We start from the raw sequence: 23,951 nt of genomic DNA on the forward strand, positions 1-23,951 counted from the left end.
TATTTATTTCAAACTTTTTAAACTGGCTTTAATAGCTTCAATTTTAGCCTCTGCATCAGCTTTTTTAGCTTTTTCTATTGCCACTACTTTTTCCGGAGCATTATTCACAAAACGCTCGTTAGAAAGTTTCTTCTCTACAGATTTCAGGAAACCTTCATTATACTTTAATTCCTCTTCTAGTTTTTCAATTTCAGCTTCCACATCTATGGAACCGGCAATTGGAATAAAATATTCGTTAGATTTTACACGAAAAGAAAGCGCTCCTTCAACCTGTTTTTCTACATATCCGAAATCATTAATATTTCCCATTTTTAAAATAACAGGATCAAATAATTCCGAAGCTTTTTCATTATTCATCACCATAAGGTCGATGGTGTTTTTAAACGAAATATTCTTCTCTTTCCTTATTTTCCTAATTCCAGCAATAACTTCTGAAGCCAAACCAAATTCACTTATTATTTCCTCATTGAATTCTTTAAGCTCAGGCCATTTAGCCACGATTAATGCTTCCGAAGGTGTTCTTTCGGTAATCTCTTGCCAGATCTCTTCGGTTACAAAAGGCATAAATGGATGAAGAATCTTTAGATTATCCTCTAAGATTTCAATTACAGCCTTGTAGGTTTTGGCATCCATAGGCTGCCCGTAAGCGGGTTTCACCATTTCGAGAAACCAGGAACAGTAATCGTCCCAAACCAGCTTATAAGTACTCATTAAAGCATCACTCATTCGGTATTTAGAGTAATGATCTTCAATTTCAGCAAGAGTTTTTCTAAATCTCGCCGTATACCAGTCTATAGCGATTTTAGAAGTTTCGTCTTGTTCTTTTTCTTCGGAAACTTCCCAACCTTTAACTAGTCTGAAAGCGTTCCAAATTTTATTTGAAAAAGCACTCCCCTGCTTACAGAGGTCTTCCTCGAACATTAAATCGTTTCCAGCGGGAGAACTTAATAACATTCCTACCCTAACGCCATCGGCGCCATACTGCTCAATTAACCCAAGAGGATCTGGTGAGTTCCCCAGGGATTTAGACATTTTCCTACGCTGCTTATCACGAACAATACCGGTGAGATATACATTTTTAAAAGGTCTTTCACCTCGATATTCATACCCGGCCATAATCATACGTGCTACCCAGAAAAATAAAATTTCGGGGGCGGTAACAAGATCGTTGGTAGGATAATAATATTTAATTTCTTCATTTTCCGGCTCCAGGATACCGTTGAAAACACTCATTGGCCATAACCACGACGAAAACCAGGTGTCCAGCGCATCTTTATCCTGAATTAATTCTTCAGCCTTAAGACTTTCATTACCGGATTTCTTACGGGCTTTTTCCAATGCTTCTTCTGCAGTTTCAGCAACTACAAAATCCTCTTTTCCGCTTCCGAAGAAATAAGCAGGAATCTGCTGTCCCCAAAGTAGCTGACGCGAAATATTCCAGTCGCGCACATTTTCCATCCAGTGCTTATAGGTATTCAGAAATTTATCTGGCACCAGGTTTATTTCGTCACCAACCACCGCATCAATTGCCGGTTTAGCCAGCTCTTTCATCTTTAAAAACCATTGATCGCTAAGTTTTGGTTCTATAACCGCACCTGTGCGCTCACTGGTTCCTACCTTATTAATGTGCTCTTCAGTTTTGGTAAGCACACCCATTTCTTTTAATTCTTCTACAATTTCTTTCCTGGCCTGAAACCTGTCTTTACCTTCATAGTGCATTCCATGGGCATTAAGGCTGGCATCATCATTAAGGATATCAATTACCTCCAGGTTATGCTTATCTCCAAGCATTTTATCGTTCTCATCATGAGCCGGGGTTACTTTTAAACAACCGGTACCAAACTCCACATCTACATATTCGTCTTCGATAATTGGAATCACGCGATTGCAAATAGGCACAATTGCATTCTTACCTTTTAAATGCGTAAAACGCTCATCATTGGGATTAATACAAATTGCCGTATCTCCCAGAATAGTTTCGGGACGTGTAGTTGCGATGGTTAAAACCTCATCACTACCTTCTATCTTATAATTCAGGTAATAAAGATTTCCTTGTTTTTCCAGGTGAATCACTTCTTCGTCTGAAAGGGTTGTTTTAGCTACCGGATCCCAGTTTACCATTCGGTAACCACGATAGATAAGACCTTTTTCATAAAGATCCACAAAAACCTTAATTACTGAAGCTGACATGTTTTCATCCATGGTAAACTTAGTACGTTCCCAATCGCAGGAAGCTCCAAGCTTTTTCAATTGTTCCAGGATAATACCACCGTGCTTATGTGTCCAATCCCAGGCGTGCTGTAGAAATTCCTCACGGCTAAGATCGTTTTTATCGATCCCTTCAGCCTTTAATTTTGCTACTACTTTTGCTTCAGTTGCAATAGAAGCGTGATCGGTTCCCGGCACCCAACAAGCATTATAACCTTTTAACCTGGCTCTTCTCACCAGGACATCCTGGATAGTATTATTCAACATATGCCCCATATGCAAAACGCCGGTAACATTCGGCGGCGGGATTACAATGGTGTAAGGCTCTCTCTCGTCTACTTCTGAATGAAAATACTTGTTTTCCATCCAGTAGTTATACCATTTATCTTCTACTTTTTTTGAATCGTATTGGGAAGCAATCGCCATATTGGTCTGGTTTTTGAAAATAATGGCAAAAGTAAATATAACTTAAGGATTAAAAAAGAAGTTGATTTGAATATAATTTTGAGTACACATCATTTCAGCTTATCTTTACCTTTCGTTTATTAAAAACCAGAAATTATGAAAAAGTTAATTGCTATTGCCATTTTTGTTGTTGCCGGTATAGGCACTGCAATGGCACAGGAAACAGCCAAAATAGAATTCAAATCTGAAACTATTGATTATGGCGAAATAAAAAAGGGAAGTGACGGCCTACGTATTTTTGAATTTACCAATACGGGCAACGTACCATTGGTTATTGCCAATGTAACATCAAGCTGTGGTTGTACTATTCCTAAAAAGCCGGAAGATCCAATTCAACCGGGTGAAACTGGTGAAATTCAGGTAAAATACAACACTAAGCTTGTAGGACCAATTAGAAAGACGGTAACCGTATATTCTAACGCCGATGAATCTACAAAATCACTAAAAATTAAAGGTAGAGTTATTGAAGAAGATAACAGCAGCCGTTAATTCTTAGGATTTAGAATTAGAAAGCCGTTTGAAAAGCTTATTACCGTCAAGCTGAACTTGTTTCAGTTTCTAACATCATTAGATCCTGAAATAAATTCAGGAGGACGTAGATAAAAACATTTCAAACGGCTTTTTTTATGCCTGAAAATTGAAAAATTAACTTTAAAAGTTCATCTTTAATTTAGTTGAATAATAACACTATTTAGCCTTAAAATCTTACAGGAATTTTGCATTTTTGCAATGTATTAAAATCAATCTCATGCCAAATATTTCGAATAAAGGGCGCAATATGCCCGAATCTCCAATAAGAAAACTAGTTCCTTTTGCTGAAGCAGCAGTAAAAAAAGGAAAAAAAATCTACCAATTAAATATTGGGCAACCAGATATTGAAACCCCAAAAGCGGCTTTAGACGCTGTTAAGAATAACAACATAGAAGTACTTTCTTACAGCCACTCTGCAGGTTTTGAATCGTATAGAACCAAATTAGCCCAATATTATCGCAAAAATGATATCCCGGTAGATGCCGAAGATATTATTATTACTACCGGAGGTTCTGAAGCTTTGATGTTTGCCATGGGAAGCATTACCGATCCCGGCGATGAAGTGATTATCCCCGAACCTTTTTATGCAAATTACAATGGTTTTGCAACGGCTTCTGGAGTGGAAATCGTTCCAATTAAAGGATCTATTGAAGATAATTTTTCGCTTCCGCCAATTTCAGAATTTGAAAAATTAATTACCGATAAAACCAGGGCTATTTTACTTTGCAACCCTGGAAATCCAACCGGCTATCTTTATACGCGTGAAGAAATTCAGCAGCTTGCCGACTTAGCGCTAAAACACGATCTATTTATCGTGGCAGATGAAGTTTATCGTGAATTTGCATACGATGGTGTAAAACATCATTCTATCATGAGCATTCCGGGACTGGAACAAAACGCCATTATGGTAGATTCTGTTTCTAAGCGTTATAGTATGTGTGGCGCGAGAATTGGCTGTCTGGTTTCAAAAAACCTGGAAGTAATGACTGCTGCAATGAAATTTGCTCAGGCAAGATTGAGTCCGCCTACATTTGCTCAAATAGCTGCAGAAGCTGCATTAGATACACCAGATGAGTACTTTGATGAAGTAAATAAAGAATATACCGAAAGAAGAAACCTTTTAATTGAAGGTTTAGATAAAATTCCTGGTGTTAAAGTAGCAAAACCTAAAGGAGCTTTCTATTGTATCGCTGAACTACCGGTAGAAAATGCCGATAAATTTGCACAGTGGTTACTGGAAAGTTTCGAATTCAATAAAGAAACTGTGATGGTAGCTCCGGCAGCCGGCTTCTACTCTATCCCTAACACCGGGATGAATCAGGTGCGAATTGCATATGTTTTGAAGAAAGAAAACCTGGAGAGAGCTATTGAAATTCTTAAGATAGCTCTGGAAGAATACAACAAATAGCCTATTTATGCAGGTTGCTGAAAATTTTTCACTGAAACAATACAATACTTTTGGAGTAGATGTAATGGCCCGTAAATTCATCTCTGTGCACAGCACTGTTGAATTGCGTGATGTTTTACAGCAAGCCTATGCTTCAGAAATATTTGTACTTGGGGGCGGCAGCAATATGTTACTCACCAAAGATATAGACAAAACGGTTATTCATATTGGCTTAAAAGGAATTGAACTTATTTCTGAAAGCCGTGATGATGTAGTTTTAAAAGTTGGTGCCGGCGAAAACTGGCACCAATTTGTTTTATATTGTATTGAAAAGGGCTTCGGCGGGCTTGAAAACCTTTCCTTAATCCCCGGCAATGTTGGCACAGCACCGGTTCAAAATATAGGTGCCTATGGCGTTGAACTAAAAGACAGTTTTGAATCTTGCGAAGCTATGCGCATTCAAACGCTGGAAGTGGACACCTTTAGCGCCGAACAATGCGAATTTGATTACAGAAATTCTGTTTTTAAGAATAAACTGAAAGGAGAATATATTATTACCTCTGTAAATTTTAGGCTCTGTAAAAAAGATCACCAGTTAAGCACTTCCTATGGTGCGATCCAGGAAGAACTGGATAAACATAATATTGAAAAGCCAACGATTAAAAATGTTTCTGATGCGGTTATAAGTATCCGTCAACAGAAATTACCAGATCCAAGGGAACTGGGAAACAGCGGTAGTTTTTTTAAAAATCCGGTTATTAAGGAAACTGAATTCAAAAAACTACAAAAACAATTTCCTGAAATGCCTTTTTACGCTTTGCACGCCAATCAGATTAAAATCCCGGCGGGCTGGCTTATAGACCAGGCCGGTTTAAAAGGTTACCGACAAGGAGACGCGGGAGTGCATAAAAATCAGGCATTGGTTCTCGTGAATTATGGAAATGCAACCGGGCAAGAGATTTTAGCGCTTTCCAAAGAAATTCAGGATAAGATCTATAAGAAATACGGTATTCAACTCGAGCCAGAGGTAAATGTTATTTAATTCCTATAAGAAATTATTTAACTTTTAAACTTAAAAAAATATTATAATTGGCTTAATATTAGCATTATAACCCATAAAATATTCTTATATTTATAAAATCAATATCGGGGTGCTTAGGCTGAGAAATACCCGCAAAAACCTGATCTGGATAATCCCAGCGTAGGAAATATTGAATCTTAAAGACTTCATTGTCTTTTTAAGAGAGAGCTTCATTTTCTTTAGAGAGAATGAAGCTTTTTTTGTTTGAATTTTGGCATAAAAAAACCCGTCAGTTCTCTGACGGGTTTCTTATAATTTATAATAATGTTGTTTTATGAAGCTTTCTTCATCACTACACCATCAATAAGGTGTACCATACCATTAGAAGCTTCAATATCTGTAGCGATAATGGTCGCTGTATTACCATTTCCGTCTTTAAGAACAATGTTCTCACCGTCCATCATAGCGGTAAGCTCTGCACCTTCCATAGTAGCGAAAGTTACTTCACCATCTCCGTCTTCTATCATTTGACTTAGATCTGAAGCGGTAATTTCTTTATCTACTACGTGATATTTCAATACCCCGGCCAATCGATCTTTATTTTCACTCTTCATCAATTCGTCTAATGTAGCTTTATCAACTTTTTCAAATGCGCTGTTTGTAGGTGCAAAAACAGTAAAAGGACCTTCATCTTCAGTAAAAGTAGTGGCTAATTCTGCATTTTTTAGTGCGCTAACCAAAGTACTTAAAGAATCGGTCGCCATTGCTTTAGCTGCAATACTGTTAGATTCCATTTCCATACGCTCTTTCTCAGCTTCCATTTCAGCCTGACGCTCTGCTTCTTCCTGCTCCATTTGAGCTTTTTCTTCTTCTTTCTTCTTATTATCCTCACAAGAAGTAAAACTGAATGCAAAAGCTGCCAGTAGTATTAATAAAAATTTAGATTTCATAAATTTAGTTTTTAGTGGTTTAAGCTAACTAATTTATTACCTAAACTTGACAAATACAGTGCTTTGCGATTAAATTTAAGTTAAAGTGTGTAAAGCTTATGCTAATATGCATTTGGATTTTCCCAAACGTCAATTTATTGTTATTTTTGCAGTACTATTTCTGGAATGCGTTTCAGGAATATTTTTAAAACTTTAGAAAAAGCAAAGCTATGCAATTATTATTAATAACAATTCTACTTTTAGGACTGGCCTTTGCCGGAATCGCCATTAAAATATGGGGAAAGAAAGACGGTAAATTTGCAGGAACCTGCGCCAGCCAAAGTCCGTTTTTAAATAAAGAAGGTGAAGCCTGCAGTTTCTGCGGAAAAATGCCCGATGAAATGTCTGATTGCTCTGGAGAAAAGAAGGCTAATTAGATTCAATGGTAACAATTCTACTGGGATTCTTTTTTCTCTTTTCAATAATTATCCTGGGCTTTTACCTGGCTTTCTTCGCGTTTACAAGAGATAAAAGCATAAATCCCGGTGAAGCAAATTTGCCTGTTTCGGTTATTGTTTGCGCTAAAAACGAAGCCGAAAATCTTAAAAATTTCCTCCCTCCTATCTTAGATCAGGATTATCCCAATTTTGAAGTAATCATTATTAATGATGCTTCCCTAGATAATACTTTGGAAGTTATTGAAGAATTTCAAGCCCTAGATGGCAGGGTAAAATTAGTAGATGTTCAGAATAATGAAGCATTCTGGGCCAATAAAAAGTATGCACTTACTCTTGGGATTAAAAAAGCCCAAAATCCTTATTTAATTTTTACTGACGCCGATTGTGCACCGCAAAGCCGAAACTGGATAAGGCACATGGCTACCGGCTTTCAGCAAGAGAAAAGTATAGTTTTAGGTTATGGTGGGTATTTTAAAAATAGCAAGTCATTACTTAATAAGCTTATTCGCTTTGAGACCTTACTTACTGCTATTCAGTATTTTTCTTACGCGAAATTAGGAAATCCCTATATGGGCGTAGGAAGAAATCTTGCTTACACTTCCAAACAATTCTATGATCAAAGGGGATTTGCAAATCATTTACACCTGCGTTCTGGTGATGACGACCTTTTTGTAAATGAGGGCGCGAACTTCGAAAACACCTTTATTTGCCATCATCCCGAAGCCAGCACACGAAGTGTTCCTAAAGCAGATTTGAAATCCTGGTTGCATCAAAAGCGAAGGCACGCATCTGTGGCAGGCTTTTATAAAACAAAAGACAAAGTATTACTGGGCTTATTTTATGCCTCTCGCTTCTTTTTCTGGATTTTGCTGGCAATTTTATTAATTCTTCAGGTTCAATGGCAACTGGTTTTAGGCTGCGCAGGCCTTGTTTTACTGTTACAGGCCATCGTTTATGCAAAGTCGGCACAAAAACTTCAGGAGACCGATGTGGTTTGGTTATTTCCGTTTTTAGAGGTATTTTTAATCTTCACCCAATTTGGCATATTTATAGCGAACAGCATTTCAAAACCCAGGCATTGGAAATAAATCAGGAATTGCTTCTTACCAAAATTAAAGCTGCCAAGAACGGGAGTCAGTCGGCATTTAATTATCTGCTTGACACTTTTTGGGACAGCGTATATGGTTTTCAGCTTAAAAAAACCGGCAACGCTTACGAATCTGAAGATATTACCATTCAAACTTTTTCTAAAGCATTTAAAAGAATTGAAACTTTTGATGAAGATTATTCTTTTAGCACCTGGCTTATCGCTATTTCCAAGAATATTCACGTAGATATGATTAGGAAGCAAAAGTCTTCTATCAGGTCTCAAACTACTTCAGATCAAAATGAAAAAGTACATCGTATTGCCGATGAAACCCCTACTATTGAAGACAAATTGATTAGCGAGCAGCATTTAGCCCAATTGCTAACCGATATCAAACAACTAAAGCCACATTACCAGGAAGTAATTAATCTCAGGTATTTTCAGGAGAAATCTTATAAAGAAATTGCAGAAAATCTGGATGAACCCATGAATAATGTAAAAGTGAAACTCCTGAGAGCCAAAAAATTACTCGCTCAAATTATTGAAGACCGGAAATCGGTGTAAGTTTTCACCGACTTAACAGTCTAATTTATGCAGTTAATTAGATTATTGTATCTTTGAAACCTAGAATTTTGCTATGAGTACAGACACTATAAGCCCAGTTAAAGAAAAGCCGAAAGCCAAACCAAAATGGTTAAGGGTAAAACTTCCAACCGGTAAAAAATACACCGAACTTCGCAGCCTGGTAGACAAATATGATTTGCATACCATTTGTACTTCGGGTAGTTGCCCAAATATGGGTGAATGTTGGAGTGAAGGTACTGCTACCTTTATGATCTTGGGGAATGTTTGTACCCGTTCCTGCGGATTTTGCGGTGTAAAAACCGGCCGTCCGGAAACGGTAGATTGGGACGAGCCTGAAAAAGTAGCGCGTTCTATTAAAATTATGGGCATTAAGCACGCCGTGGTAACCAGTGTAGACCGCGACGACCTTAAAGATATGGGATCTATTATTTGGGCTGAAACCGTAAAGGCAATTCGCCGAATGAATCCTGAAACCACTTTAGAAACTCTTGTTCCCGATTTCCAGGGAAATGAGCGTAACATAGACCGTATTGTAGAAGTAATGCCAGAAGTTGTTTCTCATAATATGGAAACTGTAAGAAGGCTAACCCGCGAGGTTAGAATTCAGGCGAAATACGATCGTAGTCTTGAAGTGCTTCGCTACCTGAAGCAACAAGGCGTAAATAGAACCAAATCTGGAATTATGCTTGGCCTTGGTGAGCAGGAAGATGAAGTGATCCAAACTCTTCACGATCTTAGAAGTGTAGATGTAGATGTGGTGACTATTGGTCAATACTTACAGCCTAGTAAAAAACACCTGCCGGTTAAGCAATTTATTACCCCAGATCAGTTTAAGAAATATGAAGCTATTGGCCTGGATCTAGGCTTTCGCCACGTAGAAAGTAGCGCCCTGGTTCGTTCTTCATATAAAGCTCACAAACATATCGACTAAGTTTTTCCCTGAATTAAATGAGTAAAAGCATCAATATTGCCATAAACGGTTTTGGCCGTATTGGGCGTAGCCTTTTCAGGCTTTTAATCGAAAATAAAAGCATCAACGTAGTTGCAATTAACGACCTCGCCGATGCTAAAACCCTCGCGCATTTATTAAAATACGATAGTATTCACGGGGTTTCCCCGGCTAAAATTTCTTCAGAAGCAAATACTATTATAGTCAACGGAAAATCAATTCCGTTATTAAATGCTTCCCTTCCCAGCGAAATTCATTGGAATAACTATAAGGTTGATACCGTAGTAGAATCTACCGGGAAATTTAAAACTTCAAAAGAACTTCAACACCATATTATCAATGGCGCAAAAAAGGTGATTTTATCTGTTCCGCCGGAAGATGAGGAAATAAAAATGGTGGTTTTAGGGGTGAATGAGCATATTCTGGACGGCAGTGAAAAGATAATTTCAAATGCCAGCTGCACCACCAACAATGCAGCGCCTATGCTTAAGTTAATTCACGAGAATTTTAAAGTAGAACAGGCCTATATCACCACGATACATTCATATTCTTCAGATCAAAGTTTACACGATAAACCTCATCGCGACCTTAGGAGAAGCCGGGCGGCTGCACAATCTATAATCCCTACTACAACTGGGGCAGCAAAAGCCTTAACCGGCATTTTCCCCGATATTAGTAATGTTATTGGTGGTTGCGGAATTAGAGTTCCCGTCCCAAATGGTTCTCTAACCGATATGACCCTAAATGTAGGTAAAGAAACAAGCATTGAGGCTATAAATGCGCTTTTTAAGCAAGCTGCAAATACTTCTTTAAAGGGGATTCTTAGTTACACCGAAGATCCTATTGTTTCTATAGACATAAATAACAATCCACATTCCTGCATTTTTGATGCGCAAATGACTTCGGTAATCAGTGGGAAATTAGTTAAAATTATTGGCTGGTATGATAATGAAATCGGTTATTCCAGTCGACTTATCGATTTAATTTCAATGGTTAATGATAAATAACTATATTTATCTCAATTAAGCGTTTGCTGAATTTCCGGAATGAAGAACTTTACCTTTATAATCATTGTCGCATTTTGGTGCAATCTTTCCTTTGCAATTCAGCAAGATGATGCCGAAGACCTTCAAATAGCCAATGAGAAAATTCAACAATTACTAAACGACGCTGAAGTTTCAGTAAATACGCTCGATTTTGACAATGCCATAGAGCAATTAAACTCTTCCCTAGAACTTTCAAAATCTATTGATGATAAACGCTTCATCGCTTTATCAAGCAGTATCCTGGCAAAACTTTATTATATAAGACACGAATTTAATAAAGCTATCACTGAATTAAACAGGGCAATCTCTATCCAACGGGAAATTGGGGATGAAAAAGGACTTGCCTATAGCTATGTAAATTTTGCTAAAATTTTTATGGCTCAGAATAATAAAATAAGGGCCGATCGCTATCTCAATCTTGCTGAAGAATTATATTTAAAACTGGATGACCAGGAATATCTTGGTATAGTTTCGTTAAACCGCGCCATCGTGATTTCAAGAACGCAGGGAGATATGACTGAAGCGCTGAGTTTATTACAAAAGGCAAAAAACCAACTCGCCGACTCTAAAAACATGTACGAAATTTCAAGGCTTTATTATTATACTGCCCGAGTACATATTTCTCTCGAAAATTACGAGCTGGCTAAGGAAAACTGTAACAAAGTATTGGAGATTGCTCAGGCTCAAAATTTTGGTGGGATGATTATGAGCACCTATAGGCAACTCAGCAAAATTTATGAAGCTACAGGTGATTATGAGACTTCTTTAGAATATCTTCAAAAAAGCTATGCCCGTAATGACTCTATAATTGCAATGAACAAAGAAGTTCTTGCAGAGCAAGCGAATGCTAAATATGGAGTAGATGCGCTGCAGAGTAGTTTAAATGAACTTAGTATTCAAAACGCCGAGCAGGAAAGCAAGCTAAAAGTTAATAAACTTACCACTATACTTAGTGTGGCACTTATTACTATTCTTTCGCTACTCACCCTTTCTTTATATAAGAACAATAATTTAAGAGCCAGGGCCAACGAATTGCTTCAAAAGAAAAACACTGAGCTTACCAAAGCTAAAGAGAATGCCGAAAAAGCTTCGCTGGCTAAAGCACAATTTCTATCCACAATTACTCATGAGTTAAGAACACCATTATATGCGGTAACCGGTCTCACGCATTTATTATTAGAAGAAAGCCCTACCGAAAATCAAAAAGAGCATCTTAATTCACTTAAATTTTCGGGGGAATATCTGCTCTCTCTTATTAATAATATCCTGGATCTCAATAAGCTTGAAGCCAACAAGGTGGAAATTATGGAAGCTTCTTTTGATCTTAAAAAGCGCATTTCAGATGTATTGGTTGCTCTTAAAAATTCTGCCGACGAAAAGAATACCAAGATTCATTTTAATTATGATGATTCGATCCCGGAGGAATTAAAAGGAGATCCGCTAAAAATTTCCCAGATACTCATAAATCTAATCGGTAACTCCATAAAATTCACCGAAGACGGTGATATATGGATCAATGTCTCTAAAAACAGCCGGGAAGGAAACAATGTTTTACTGGATTTTGAGATCAAAGATAATGGAGAGGGAATTTCGAAGGAAAAGCAAAAAGCAATTTTCGAGAATTTCACCCAGGGCTCTACACAAATTAACCGCAAATTTGGAGGTACCGGGCTCGGACTTTCTATCGTGAAAAATCTACTCAGTTTACTGGGCAGTGAAATTAATTTAGAAAGTGACTTAGGAAAAGGATCAACCTTTACTTTTCAGCTTAAATTTGAAGCAAAAGAGGTTGACAATAGCATTAATAATACACCTCCCAAAGCAGCAGAACCTGTTGAAGATAAATTAGAAGGAAAAAATATACTTATTGTTGAAGACAATAAGATCAACCAAATGATTACGCGTAAAATCCTGGAAAAACACGGGGTTAAATGCGAAGTGGCCGATAACGGAACCATCGCCGTAGAAAAAACGCAAGAAAAGGAGTATGATCTTATTCTTATGGATATTCACATGCCAGGAATAAGCGGTATAGAAGCTACAAAAGAGATTCGAAAATTCAATTCTGAAATTCCTATAATTGCCCTTACAGCGGTTACTTTAGATGATAATCTGGATGAATTCTATTTGAATGGTTTCAGCGATATTATTCCAAAGCCTTATAAAACCGAGGAATTCTTCCTGAAAATTAACAGGCAATTAGCTTTTAAAGAAAGTACGGTTTAATCCTTTGGCACACACTTTGTAAATCTCAGGTTAATTGAATTATATATCAAAAAACACATATATAGTTTGAATTAGCCAAAAGAAAAATGAGGTGTAAATCACCTCATTTTTTATGCACAAATTTTAATATTTCTTTTATAAATTCTTCCTCTTTATTTAAAAATGCCGTCTTTACTGGTAAATAAAACAATTGTCCTTTTTTAAAATTTTTATGTAGTCTAACGTAATCCTTTTCGGTTGTTAGAATTAGCGGCTCTTTATTTAATTGTGCTATTTCTGCTTCGGTGAAATTGTGGTGATCTTTAAAAAGCCTGTGATTAAAATCAAATCCTTTTTGATTTAAATAATTTACAAGCGGTTTGGGGTTAGCAATTCCCGTAACTAACGTAAATTTTTTATCCTTTAGACTACTTAATTTCGCCTTTGTTTCTTCAGAAATTATTTCTTCGTCATAATCGATAAAGCTAAAATAAAGTTGCTGGTAGTTCTGCAATCTAAGTTTAACTCTAATCGTTTCCATTTCCTGCTCCGTAAGTTTTGGTGGGCATTTGGTAACGACAACTATTTTAGCCCGCTCTGCTCCCACCGTGGGTTCACGCAAATACCCTGTGGGCAACATAAAATCGTTCACGTATAGATCATTATAAGCCGTAAGTAAGATGTTTAGTCCTGCTTTAACCTTTCTATGCTGAAAGGCATCATCTAGCAGGATAATTTCAGGATTTTCCTGCAGAAGTTTTGAAATTCCATTTTGCCTATCGGCATCTACAGCAACCATTGCCTTATCAAACTTTCTTTTAAACTGTAGCGGCTCATCCCCTACCTCAGCAGCGGTTTCATCTCCGCTTAATAGTTTATAGCCTTTAGTGCTTCGCTTATAACCCCTACTTAAAGTTGCCACCTTATATTGCGGTAGCAGGAATTTCAGCAAGTATTCTATCATTGGAGATTTCCCGGTTCCTCCAGCATTAAGGTTTCCCACGCAGATAACAGGAAGATCATAGGATTTAGATTTCAGAATTCCGGCATTATAAAACAAATTTCTACTCCAGGTTACAAAACCATACAATAACGCGAAAGGAATCAGCATTTTTCGTAAAATCTTCATACAGGGCGGGCTATAATAATTATATTTGAAGTTAGCTGAATTAACATTTACTACGAAATTAATAAAAAGCAACCTGCTACGTTTATAAAACTCAAAACAAATGCTTGTAAAAGAAGTTATAGATATAATTGAAGAATTTGCTCCGCCCGCATACGCTGAAGATTTCGATAATGTGGGGCTTTTGGTAGGTGATAAAAACACCACGGTAACTGGCGCACTTATCACTTTAGACACTTTAGAAGGCGTGGTAGACGAAGCAATAGATAAAAATTGCAACCTTATTATTAGCTTTCACCCTATTATCTTTTCTGGCCTTAAAAAACTCACCGGGAAAGATTACGTGGAAAAAACAGTAATAAAAGCGATTAAAAACGATATTGCTATTTATGCCATTCACACCGCGCTGGACAATCAATACAAAGGAGTAAATGATATGATAAGCGAAAAGATAGGTCTTAAAAACAGACAGATCTTAATTCCGCGTAAAGACAGCATAAAAAAACTTACCACTTTCGTCCCAAGCGAACAGGCTGCAGAAGTTAGAAAAGCCCTTTTTAATGTAGGTGGTGGCAGTATTGGAAATTACGATAATTGCAGTTTTAATTTAAAAGGAGAAGGTAGTTTCAAACCCAATGAGGAAGCAAATCCGGTAATTGGAACACGAGGCGAAGTTCATTTAGAAGAGGAAACCCAGCTGGGACTTATTTATCCTTCTCATTTAGAAAGAAAGTTGCTTCAGGCACTTTTCAACTATCATCCTTATGAAGAGGTAGCTTATGAAGTAAGTGCTCTGGAAAACGAAAACCAGCATTTAGGGATGGGAATGATTGGCGAATTAGAAACTCCGGAAGATGAAAAAAGCTTTTTAAAACGAATTAAAAATCAATTTAATTGCGGCTGTATAAGACATTCTGAATTCCGGGGAAAACCTATTGAAAAAGTGGCGGTTTTAGGCGGTAGCGGTAGTTTTGCCATTAATCCGGCAAAGGCAGCCGGTGCAGATATTTACCTTACTGCCGATCTAAAATACCACGACTTTTATAAGGGCGATAAAAACTTCATTTTAGCCGATATAGGTCATTATGAAAGTGAGCAATTCACAAAAGATTTATTACATTCTTATCTTACAAAAAAAATTAGTAATTTTGCACTTATTTTAGCAGAGACAAACACCAATCCAATCAAGTATATATAACTATGGCAAAAAAGAACGATGTTACTGTAGAAGACAAGTTAAGAGCGTTGTACGACCTTCAACTGGTTGATTCCAGAATTGACGAAATAAGGAACGTACGCGGTGAGCTTCCACTGGAAGTGGAAGATTTGGAGGATGAAGTAGCCGGATTGAGCAAGCGTTTGGAGAAAATGGATGCCGATATTGAGGTAATCGAGAACGACATAAAGAGTAAGAAGAACCTTATTGATGAGTCTAAATCGACCATGAAAAAATATGCTGAGCAGCAAAAAAACGTGCGTAATAACCGCGAATTTAATGCGCTTAGCAAAGAAGTTGAATTCCAGGAACTGGAAATAGAACTTGCCGAGAAACACATCAAGGAATACCGAGCTCAAATTGAGCAGAAAAAAGAGGTGATCGAACAAACTAAAGAACGTCTTGAAGAAAGGAAAAAACACCTGGAACACAAAAAAGGCGAACTAAACGAAATCCTTGCCGAAACCGAAAAAGAAGAACAGGCACTTATTAAGAAATCTGCTGAATTCGAAAAGAATATCGAGGAGCGTTTAGTAAATGCTTACAAGAGAATTAGAACCAACGTTAAAAACGGACTGGCTATTGTACCCGTAGAACGAGGTGCTTCCGGAGGTTCGTATTTCACTATTCCGCCACAGGTAATTATGGAAATTGCCGGTAGAAAAAAGATCATTACCGATGAGCATAGTGGACGAATTCTTGTAGATGAAGAACTTGCTAAAGAAGAGCAGGAGAAAATGCAAAATCTTTTCGCTAAGGTTTAAAACCTAGATTAGAGAATCATATAAAAACCGTCTAAAAATTACTTTTTAGGCGGTTTTTTCTTTTTGTATGGTTTCAGAAAATAAAAAAAGAGACTACCACTTGCGACAGTCTCTTCCTCTATTTTATAAAATTTATTGGTCAAAAATTAGTCGTGGCATTCTATTGCGCAGGCTTCAATGGAAGTAAACCATCCTTTTCCATTTGTTAATGCAACGGTAGGGACTCCATTTGTATTAGAACAAGCTTCAGATGCAGCTCTACATTGTTGTACGGCAGCTTGCTGAGAAAGTTCAATCATAGCTCCAATTACAGGAGAAGGCTCTTCTAACATAGGATCTCCGTGCCATTTGTTTGATGATGCATTAGCCTTGCCCGGCTTATATAATACTGAAGAAAGCGTTTGGCCAGTACTTAACTTTACATCGAACTCCACGAATCCACTTTTCAGTTCTTCAAAGCCTGAAAACACCATAAATTCTCCTGTTTCAGGATTAGTTATGGTTAGACCTTCTATGGTGTGTTTGTTGTCTTCCGGAAGCTCGTATGAAAATTCATTTAGGAAGATAAAATTAAAATCCCTGTGGTTATCCAGAAATTTAGCCGTTTCACCGGTCGTTTTGAAAATGTAGGTGGCCGATGCAATTTTAAGAACACCATCGTTTTCTAATGCCAGCTCCTGTTCAAGTTCTGAAGCGGCTACAGAAGTTTCTCCAGAATCTGAACTGCAGGATTGAAGGATGATGCTTAATAGGAATATACTTGTAAGTAATTGTATTGATCTTTTCATTTCGATTTGGTTGATTTGTTATATAAATTTCGATTTTTAAACAAGCAGGTTTGCTTTCGGTTACTATCTTATTTTATGTCGATTTTCACTTTCACATCTTCGACTTTGGAGGGTGAGCCCATTTATCACCAATAAAAGTTATTAATATGAAGTTCTACAATTTGATTTCATTAACTATTTGGACCTAAACTAATTAAATCTTATGTAAATCTAATAAAATTTGTTAATTCTTATAAAAATCATCCAATAAATTAAAAACTTATTTTAAAACCAATTTTAAATCTGCTGGCTAAATCCTAAGCATTTCTTCCACAACTAATATTTGTTTGAACAATCAGTATTATTACAGCCTGGATTTTACTCAATTTTACTTCTAATTTCAACAGGCAGTATTGATTAACAAGCTTTTCACAGTTTTAATTTAATTTAGGCCTACCTTTATTCCTACTAACCAAGCCTTATAATTATGAAATTTTATGCAAGCCTGTTTTGCCTATTTTTAATTTTGGTTTCCTGTAAGAACGAAGAAAGCAATCAAAATGAAGAACTTAATTCCAAAACAGAAAAAAGTGTAAACAACAACATTCCTGAAGTTGAACCTAAAAGATCTAATGCTGAAGGCATTTCTAGCACAAGTGATGAGAATGGCAGTGAGTCAACTGATGGTAATTCAGAAAATAATACTGAAGTTTCAGAAGCGAATATTTCAGGCAATACTTATATAAAAATTGATGAAAGTGATGCTAATTGCAATTGCTACTGTTTAGAACTTGATATGAACAAAAGCACCGAGCTCTGCCTTTCAGAAAATGAAATATACATTAACGCAAGATATGCTCAAGCTGGAGATGATGTAAATATGTATTACGCGAGTCCATCAAATAAAAACACCAATGAAGATCTTCCCTGGAAAGAGTTTGACACCAATACGCCTATTGCAGTTTTAAGCGCAGGCAAAAACGGGAATATGGTATTAGACTGGAAAGGTTTTTCAATAGATGGAGAGCTCGCAGTAGATTATGCCATTTATGGCAAAAAAACATTAGAAGGAACTTATAAAAAACAATAATTAAATGAAACGATTTTTCTTACCTACGTTTATATTCTTATTAATTTCCTGCGGAAATAATGCCCAGGAAAAAACCGTAACCAAACCAGAAATTGCGAATGCAGAGCCGGTTGAAGTTCCCGCCGAGAACGGCTATGAAAGAGCTTATTTTGCCAGTGGATGCTTTTGGTGTGTAGAAGCTGTTTATGAAAGCATAGAAGGCGTAAAAGATGCTGTTTCAGGCTATGCCGGTGGTCATACTAAAAACCCAACTTACGAATCCAGTAATACCGGAAGAACCGGCCACGCTGAAGCCGTAGAAGTTATTTACGATCCAGAAGTAGTAAGTTTTAAAACTTTGGTAGAAGTTTACTTTGGCTCACAAAATCCTACGCAAGTAAACGGCCAGGGGCCTGATATTGGTTCTCAATATAGATCTCTTATATTCTTTCAAAATAAAGAGCAAAAAGAGGTTATAAACGAAGTTAAAGCAGAAGTAGCCAGGGATTACGAAGAACCCATTGCTGCTGAAATCTTACCCTTCCAAAAATTTTGGGTAGCTGAAGATTATCATCAGAATTACGAAAAGAACAATCCAAATAACCCTTATATCCAAAAGGTTTCTATTCCAAGATTAAATCGCTTCAAGGAAAAGTTTCCTGAAATTCTTAAAGAAGATTCGCACTAAAAGTCAGCGGATTTTATTCTCAAAAATTATTTATTATTAGCAATGTTCGGCTTTATTTAATAAGGCCGAATATGTATTTTTACGGCTAAAATCAGGTTAAGATTCTTACAGAAATCCAGCCTGAAAAATTTCGCTACAAGTATTATACAATTAAAAAACTCGCTTTGCGAGTACAACAAAACTTACAATGAGCATTACTATAGAAAACATTCTCTTAATTGGCTCTCTTTTGTTGTTTATAAGCATTCTGGCAGGGAAAACTTCCTATCGTTTTGGGGTACCAACTTTGGTGCTTTTCCTCGCGGTAGGTATACTTTCAGGCTCAGAGGGTATTGGTGGTATTTACTTTAACGATCCGCAACTTGCTCAATTTATAGGAATTGTTTCTCTTAATTTCATCTTATTCTCCGGTGGACTCGATACCAGTTGGAAAACAATAAAACCGGTAATGTGGCAGGGGATTTCTCTTTCCATTCTTGGGGTTTTATTTACAGCGGTAAGTGTAGGTACTTTTGTATGGTTTATTACCGATTTTACAATTTATGAAGGCTTACTGCTAGGAGCCATTGTCTCTTCTACAGATGCTGCGGCGGTATTTTCAATTTTAAGGTCAAAGAACCTCGCATTAAAATCTAATTTGAGGCCTACCCTGGAGTTGGAGAGTGGTAGTAACGACCCGATGGCCTATTTTCTTACCATTGCATTTTTAGGCCTGGTAGTGAATCAGGATCAAAGTATCTACAGTATTATTCCATTGTTTTTGCAGCAAATTCTCATTGGCGCAGCACTCGGGTTTATCTTCGGTAAATTAAGCCGAATTGTAATTAATAAGATAAAACTCGATTTTGAAGGTTTATATCCGGTATTGGCCATTGCCTTAATGTTCATTGTGTTTTCTGCAACCGATAATCTTGGCGGGAATGGATTTTTAGCGGTTTACTTAAGCGGAGTTTACCTGGGTAACCATAACATTATCCACAAAAAGACCATTATGCGAATGTTTGATGGACTTGCCTGGCTAATGCAAATTGTACTTTTCCTTACTTTAGGATTATTGGTTTACCCATCGCATATTGTTCCGGTGATTGGTGTGGGAATTTTCATCTCGGTTTTCCTTATTTTCGTTGCACGACCTCTGGGTGTATTCCTGAGCTTGATTTTCTTTAAAATGAAGATGCGCCGGCGTTGGTATATTTCGTGGGTTGGATTGCGCGGTGCAGTTCCTATTGTATTTGCAACCTATCCTCTGCTTGCAGGAATTGAAAAAGCAGATATGATCTTCAATATTGTGTTTTTTGTATCGCTAACTTCAGTATTAATTCAGGGCACTACTTTATCTGTTGTGGCGAGATGGTTGCACGTAGCTTTACCCATGAAGGCAAAACAGAAATCCCCGGTAGATGCTTTTATGGCCGATGATGCTAAATCATTTTTAAGAGAAATAAACATTCCCGAACACAATCACTCTGTAGGAAAAAGAATAGTAGATCTAAAGTTCCCTAAAAGAGCTATTATCGCAATGATCTCAAGGGACGATCAATTTATTACACCTAACGGAAATACGGTAGTGGAAGCCAACGATATGCTGGTAGTGTTAACCGAAGACCAGCAAACAATGGTAAGTGTTTATGACTCCCTGAATATTCAAGCTGAAGTTCAGGAAAATTTAGACTGAAAAAGCCGGTTTATTATTCAGTAATTTAAGGATCTTATTTTCAACTTCAGAAGAGTCCCATTTCTTTTCAATTCCAGGAATTTCCATTATGTGATCCATAATTTTTCGCTGATAATCTCCAATGGCCAAAGCTTCGGCATAAGGTTTATCAGAAAAAGTTACTCTAGAGTACAGAGGCACCCAGGTATTAGGATGTTTGTTAGAGAACCAGTTTTCAATTTTCTTCCGCAGTAAAAAATCGGGATCTGCAGTTTTGCTGCTCATTTCTACGAAATTTCGATAGCTTAGTTCGGCGATAGCATCGGTATTGGGTTTTCTGGATTTTTGATATTCTTCAAAAATACGTTCCCAGTCATCTCCGTGTTCTTTCATCTTCTGATTTAAAACCAAAATATCTTCAAAACCGGCGTTCATTCCCTGCCCGTAAAATGGTACAATAGCGTGCGCTGAATCTCCAACCAAAGTCACTTTTTCCCAATAAGACCACGGAAAACATTTAATGGTCACCATACTACTGGTAGGATTTTTAAAGAAATCACGCTTCAGGTTTTCAATCTCGTGGCTTATATCCGGAAAGTGTTTTTCGAAAAATAAATCGGCGTCTTTCTCGGTTTTTATACTTTCAAAAGAGTTTTCACCTTCAAAAGGCATAAACAAAGTACAGGTAAAACTGCCATCTAAATTAGGCATGGCAATAAGCATGAATTCCCCGCGAGGCCAAATGTGAAAAGAGGCATTATCCATTTTATGGCTACCATCTTCATTGGGTGCGATGTTTAGTTCTTTATAGCCTACGTTTATAAAATGCTGCGAGTAATTAAACCTGCTCTGTCTTTGCATTTTATGCCTAACCCTGGAGAAGGCACCATCGGCTCCAAAAATCAAGTCAAACTGATATTCTTTCCACTTCCCTTTTTCGCTTTCTCCGGAATACAATTTAGCTTCAGCCATATCTATATCCCAAACCTTCTCTTCAAACCTAAACTTAGCACCGGCTTCTTCAGCCAGGGTGATCATTTTTCGGTTTAAAACACCACGGGAAATTGAGAAAATTGCTTCCTCTTCTTTTCCGTATTTCTGATAATAAAGCGGTTTATCGTTTACGTGCATCGCCCTCTTATCTAAAGGAAGTGCCAGTTTTTTTATTTCATCTTCAATGCCCACAGCCCTTAATGACTTCCAGCCGCGATTAGACATAGCAAGATTTATTGAACGCCCGGAAAACTCAACTTTTCTAACGTCCTTTCTTCGATCAAAAACCTCAACCTCGTGCCCGGCTTTTCTAAGGTAAATAGCGAGTAAAGACCCAACCAATCCTGAGCCAACAATGGCGATTTTTTTTGGTGTTTGCATAAAGTGCCTACTGTGCATTTTCCTGAAATAAGTATAATAGCTTTCAGAAAATACGATTTAGGCTACGAAAATACTTATTTCTACTGACTTTAGGCAGCCGGGAGAGGCTTAAGCAAATTCTATTTACCATTTAATTAACAGCACTTACGCTATGCTTGTCTTAAATTTAATTTTAAAACAAAGAAATTATGGATCAAGATCAAGCTTTACTAAAATCGATTAGCATTGGCGACCTGGAATTAAAAAACCGGGTAATTATGGCGCCTATGACGCGTAATCGTGCCGATAATAAAGAAAAGGAACCTACTGATCTACACACGGAATATTATACGCAACGAGCAAGCGCCGGATTAATAATTACCGAAGGTTCACAAATTTCTAAAGCCGCCGAAGGATATATAAACACGCCGGGGATTTACACCGAGGCCCAGGTAAAAGGATGGAAAAAGGTTACCCAGTCGGTTCACGAAAATGACGGCAAAATATTCTTGCAGCTTTGGCACTGCGGTAGAATTTCCCATCCTAAGTTTCACGATGGCGAAAAACCTTTAGCGCCAAGCGCGGTAAACCCAAATACCCAGGCCTACACGCCAGATGGTTTTGAAGATACCGTAGAACCCCAGGCTATGAGTATTGCCGATATTAAACAAACAGTTCTGGATTTTAAGCACGCTGCCGAAAATGCTAAAAATGCAGATTTTGACGGTGTTGAAATACATTCATCTAACGGATATCTTATACACCAGTTTTTTAATGAAAATGCAAATATTAGGACCGATGATTACGGCGGAAATATTCAAAACCGGGCACGTTTCTTTTTTGAGGTTCTTGAAGCTTTAAGTGAAGTATGGCCCGAAAACAGGATTGGAGTAAGGATGAACCCTTCATTAAATGGTGCTTTTGGCATTACCGCTACCGAAGAAACAATTCCCACCTTTGATTATATAATTGAAAAATTGAACGCCTACGATCTTGCCTATTTGCACTTATCTGAACCTTTTACCGATGTAAGCAACATAGATTACCTGGAACCAAATATTGCCAAACACTACCGCCCTATTTATAAGGGGAAACTAATAATTAATGCCGGGTTTGATCAGGAATCCGGAAATAAGATTATTAATGAGGGGAATGCCGATATGGTTTCTTTTGCAAAACTCTTTATTTCTAATCCAGATCTGCCGGAGCGTTTTGCGAAAAATGCGCCAATAGCCCAGTGGGATGAAAATACGTTTTACACGCCTGGCCCTAAAGGCTATACAGATTATCCAAAATATAACGCTGAAAAATCTGAAGCCTAAAATTCATAATTTTAGATTAAAAGTCCTTAAAAGCAGGTTAATTGCGGGAAACGTCTAACCAGAAAAAAGTAAATTTAATATTCAACCTATAAAACTTAAGATATGGATGAGTCGAAAATTGAACAGATGAGGTCTACTTTAAATAAACTGGAAGACATTAAAAACAGCCAGGAAAGTATTATTGATAAAATTAATCATGTAATCACCGATCTGTTCCAACACCCCGACAAAGAATTAGAAAAAGCAATGAATGCTGCCCACCAAAAATCTTCAGATAATGTAGATGCAGTTCGTGAAGCAATGGAAGAATACGAAATGAGAATCAATAAACTGGAAAACCAGGGCTAATCAATTTATAAAGAAAAGCTAATCATTAAAACCTTAAGGTGACTAAAACTTAAATTTGTTGGTAGAAAATAATTTTCGCCAAGACATTTTTAAGTTTTAGTCACCTTTTTTATTTTAAGTATATGGAACACATTACTTCAGAAGAAATTACCGGAATGGAAAAATTATTTCGTTTAAACCTTATTAATAGCGTTACCGGTTATAAATCTGCCAATTTAATCGCAACAAAATCTAAGGAAAACGGAGTGAATGTTGCCGTATTCAGTTCGGTTACCCATCTTGGGAGCAACCCGGCTTTGCTTGGTTTTATTACCCGCCCAACCAAAGAAGTACCCAGAAACACCTATAAAAATATTAAGGAAAATCAATATTTTACGGTAAATCATATTCAAAAAGATATGATTGAAAGTGCGCACCAAACCGCTGCAAAGTATGATGAAGAAATTTCTGAGTTTCAAAAAACCGGCCTGGAAGAAGAATACCTCGACAATTTTTTTGCGCCTTACGTTAAGCAATCTAACGTAAAACTAGGTTGCAAATTCGTAAATGAATATTACATCAAAGAAAATGATACAGTTATGGTAATTGGTGCCATAGAACACATTTATTTTGATGAAAGCATACAAGCACCAGATGGTTGGTTACGACTGGATGATGCAGAAACTGTAGCTATAAACGGATTAGATGGTTATGCGCTCCCTAATCTTTTAGATCGCTTTCATTATGCCAGGCCGGGCCAGGAAATTAAATCTTTTTTTAAGAAAGATGATTAA

The 23,951-nt window shown here is 37.2% G+C and carries 22 protein-coding genes and 1 riboswitch; of the genes, 17 read left to right on the forward strand and 5 right to left on the reverse strand.

Annotation, left to right across the window (positions count from 1 at the left end; translation table 11 throughout):
- Positions 1-3 precede the first annotated feature (3 nt).
- Positions 4-2,634 (reverse strand): valine--tRNA ligase, encoded by a 2,631-nt coding sequence (locus tag B5440_RS10995; RefSeq protein WP_070053667.1) that lies wholly within the window; start codon positions 2,632-2,634, stop codon positions 4-6.
- A gap of 135 nt (positions 2,635-2,769) precedes the next feature.
- Here B5440_RS10995 and B5440_RS11000 point away from each other — a divergent pair, with 135 nt between their 5' ends.
- The 3 genes from B5440_RS11000 (at position 2,770) to murB (ending at position 5,633) form a co-directional block, all read left to right on the forward strand.
- On the forward strand, positions 2,770-3,162 hold the full coding sequence (locus B5440_RS11000; RefSeq protein ID WP_070053668.1) for a DUF1573 domain-containing protein: 393 nt from the start codon (positions 2,770-2,772) through the stop codon (positions 3,160-3,162).
- Between the two features lie 259 nt (positions 3,163-3,421).
- Positions 3,422-4,612: a pyridoxal phosphate-dependent aminotransferase gene (locus B5440_RS11005; protein ID WP_070053669.1), complete on the forward strand. Its 1,191-nt coding sequence runs from the start codon at positions 3,422-3,424 to the stop codon at positions 4,610-4,612.
- A 7-nt stretch (positions 4,613-4,619) separates the two neighbouring features.
- Entirely contained in the window at positions 4,620-5,633 is a 1,014-nt protein-coding gene (murB, locus tag B5440_RS11010) for a UDP-N-acetylmuramate dehydrogenase (protein WP_070053670.1), read from the forward strand.
- 95 nt (positions 5,634-5,728) lie between these two features.
- Positions 5,729-5,816: riboswitch (TPP riboswitch) on the forward strand.
- Positions 5,817-5,944: 128 nt separating this feature from the next.
- Here murB and B5440_RS11015 read toward each other — a convergent pair.
- Positions 5,945-6,562 carry a fasciclin domain-containing protein gene (locus B5440_RS11015; protein WP_070053671.1) on the reverse strand — a complete coding sequence of 206 codons (618 nt, stop codon included), beginning with the start codon at positions 6,560-6,562 and terminating at the stop codon, positions 5,945-5,947.
- A 209-nt stretch (positions 6,563-6,771) separates the two neighbouring features.
- On the opposite strand from B5440_RS11015, the gene B5440_RS11020 reads away from it, so the two are divergent.
- From B5440_RS11020 to B5440_RS11045, 6 genes are all read left to right on the forward strand, one after another.
- Positions 6,772-6,978 carry a membrane or secreted protein gene (locus B5440_RS11020; protein WP_070053672.1) on the forward strand — a complete coding sequence of 69 codons (207 nt, stop codon included), beginning with the start codon at positions 6,772-6,774 and terminating at the stop codon, positions 6,976-6,978.
- A gap of 5 nt (positions 6,979-6,983) precedes the next feature.
- Positions 6,984-8,087 (forward strand): glycosyltransferase, encoded by a 1,104-nt coding sequence (locus B5440_RS11025; RefSeq protein WP_070053673.1) that lies wholly within the window; start codon positions 6,984-6,986, stop codon positions 8,085-8,087.
- Positions 8,078-8,650 carry an RNA polymerase sigma factor gene (locus tag B5440_RS11030; RefSeq protein ID WP_070053674.1) on the forward strand — a complete coding sequence of 191 codons (573 nt, stop codon included), beginning with the start codon at positions 8,078-8,080 and terminating at the stop codon, positions 8,648-8,650. The genes B5440_RS11025 and B5440_RS11030 overlap by 10 nt, the downstream gene beginning before the upstream one ends.
- A 73-nt stretch (positions 8,651-8,723) precedes the next feature.
- Positions 8,724-9,602: a lipoyl synthase gene (gene lipA / locus B5440_RS11035; protein WP_037315251.1), complete on the forward strand. Its 879-nt coding sequence runs from the start codon at positions 8,724-8,726 to the stop codon at positions 9,600-9,602.
- Positions 9,603-9,619: 17 nt separating this feature from the next.
- Entirely contained in the window at positions 9,620-10,627 is a 1,008-nt protein-coding gene (gene gap, locus B5440_RS11040; RefSeq protein WP_070053675.1) for a type I glyceraldehyde-3-phosphate dehydrogenase, read from the forward strand.
- A 39-nt stretch (positions 10,628-10,666) separates the two neighbouring features.
- Positions 10,667-12,892: a tetratricopeptide repeat-containing hybrid sensor histidine kinase/response regulator gene (locus B5440_RS11045; protein ID WP_070053676.1), complete on the forward strand. Its 2,226-nt coding sequence runs from the start codon at positions 10,667-10,669 to the stop codon at positions 12,890-12,892.
- Between the two features lie 103 nt (positions 12,893-12,995).
- Here B5440_RS11045 and lpxK read toward each other — a convergent pair whose 3' ends face one another.
- On the reverse strand, positions 12,996-14,000 hold the full coding sequence (lpxK, locus tag B5440_RS11050) for a tetraacyldisaccharide 4'-kinase (protein ID WP_070053705.1): 1,005 nt from the start codon (positions 13,998-14,000) through the stop codon (positions 12,996-12,998).
- 100 nt (positions 14,001-14,100) lie between these two features.
- On the opposite strand from lpxK, the gene B5440_RS11055 reads away from it, so the two are divergent.
- Both B5440_RS11055 and B5440_RS11060 read left to right on the forward strand, forming a co-directional pair.
- Positions 14,101-15,195, forward strand: a complete 1,095-nt coding sequence (locus tag B5440_RS11055; RefSeq protein WP_070053677.1) for a Nif3-like dinuclear metal center hexameric protein — start codon at positions 14,101-14,103, stop codon at positions 15,193-15,195.
- Between the two features lie 2 nt (positions 15,196-15,197).
- Positions 15,198-15,977: a zinc ribbon domain-containing protein gene (locus tag B5440_RS11060; protein WP_057480236.1), complete on the forward strand. Its 780-nt coding sequence runs from the start codon at positions 15,198-15,200 to the stop codon at positions 15,975-15,977.
- Positions 15,978-16,123: 146 nt separating this feature from the next.
- On the opposite strand, the gene B5440_RS11065 is transcribed toward B5440_RS11060, so the two are convergent.
- Positions 16,124-16,765 (reverse strand): hypothetical protein, encoded by a 642-nt coding sequence (locus B5440_RS11065; protein WP_070053678.1) that lies wholly within the window; start codon positions 16,763-16,765, stop codon positions 16,124-16,126.
- A 466-nt stretch (positions 16,766-17,231) separates the two neighbouring features.
- Here B5440_RS11065 and B5440_RS11070 point away from each other — a divergent pair, with 466 nt between their 5' ends.
- The 3 genes from B5440_RS11070 (at position 17,232) to B5440_RS11080 (ending at position 20,176) form a co-directional block, all read left to right on the forward strand.
- Entirely contained in the window at positions 17,232-17,834 is a 603-nt protein-coding gene (locus tag B5440_RS11070; protein ID WP_070053679.1) for a hypothetical protein, read from the forward strand.
- A 4-nt stretch (positions 17,835-17,838) separates the two neighbouring features.
- A complete protein-coding gene (gene msrA, locus B5440_RS11075) occupies positions 17,839-18,501 on the forward strand; it encodes a peptide-methionine (S)-S-oxide reductase MsrA (RefSeq protein WP_070053680.1) in 663 nt (220 codons plus the stop codon).
- Positions 18,502-18,688: 187 nt separating this feature from the next.
- Entirely contained in the window at positions 18,689-20,176 is a 1,488-nt protein-coding gene (locus B5440_RS11080; protein WP_070053681.1) for a potassium/proton antiporter, read from the forward strand.
- On the opposite strand, the gene B5440_RS11085 is transcribed toward B5440_RS11080, so the two are convergent.
- Positions 20,168-21,529: an FAD-dependent oxidoreductase gene (locus tag B5440_RS11085; protein WP_070053706.1), complete on the reverse strand. Its 1,362-nt coding sequence runs from the start codon at positions 21,527-21,529 to the stop codon at positions 20,168-20,170. The two genes, B5440_RS11080 and B5440_RS11085, sit on opposite strands and share 9 nt — an antisense overlap.
- 188 nt (positions 21,530-21,717) lie before the next feature.
- Between B5440_RS11085 and B5440_RS11090 the strand changes: the two genes are divergently transcribed.
- From B5440_RS11090 to B5440_RS11100, 3 genes are all read left to right on the forward strand, one after another.
- Positions 21,718-22,830, forward strand: a complete 1,113-nt coding sequence (locus B5440_RS11090) for an alkene reductase (protein WP_070053682.1) — start codon at positions 21,718-21,720, stop codon at positions 22,828-22,830.
- A gap of 102 nt (positions 22,831-22,932) precedes the next feature.
- Positions 22,933-23,178, forward strand: a complete 246-nt coding sequence (locus B5440_RS11095) for a hypothetical protein (protein ID WP_070053683.1) — start codon at positions 22,933-22,935, stop codon at positions 23,176-23,178.
- 122 nt (positions 23,179-23,300) lie between these two features.
- Positions 23,301-23,951: a flavin reductase family protein gene (locus B5440_RS11100; protein WP_070053684.1), complete on the forward strand. Its 651-nt coding sequence runs from the start codon at positions 23,301-23,303 to the stop codon at positions 23,949-23,951.

This window comes from Salegentibacter salarius (assembly GCF_900168265.1).
GTDB lineage: Bacteria > Bacteroidota > Bacteroidia > Flavobacteriales > Flavobacteriaceae > Salegentibacter > Salegentibacter salarius.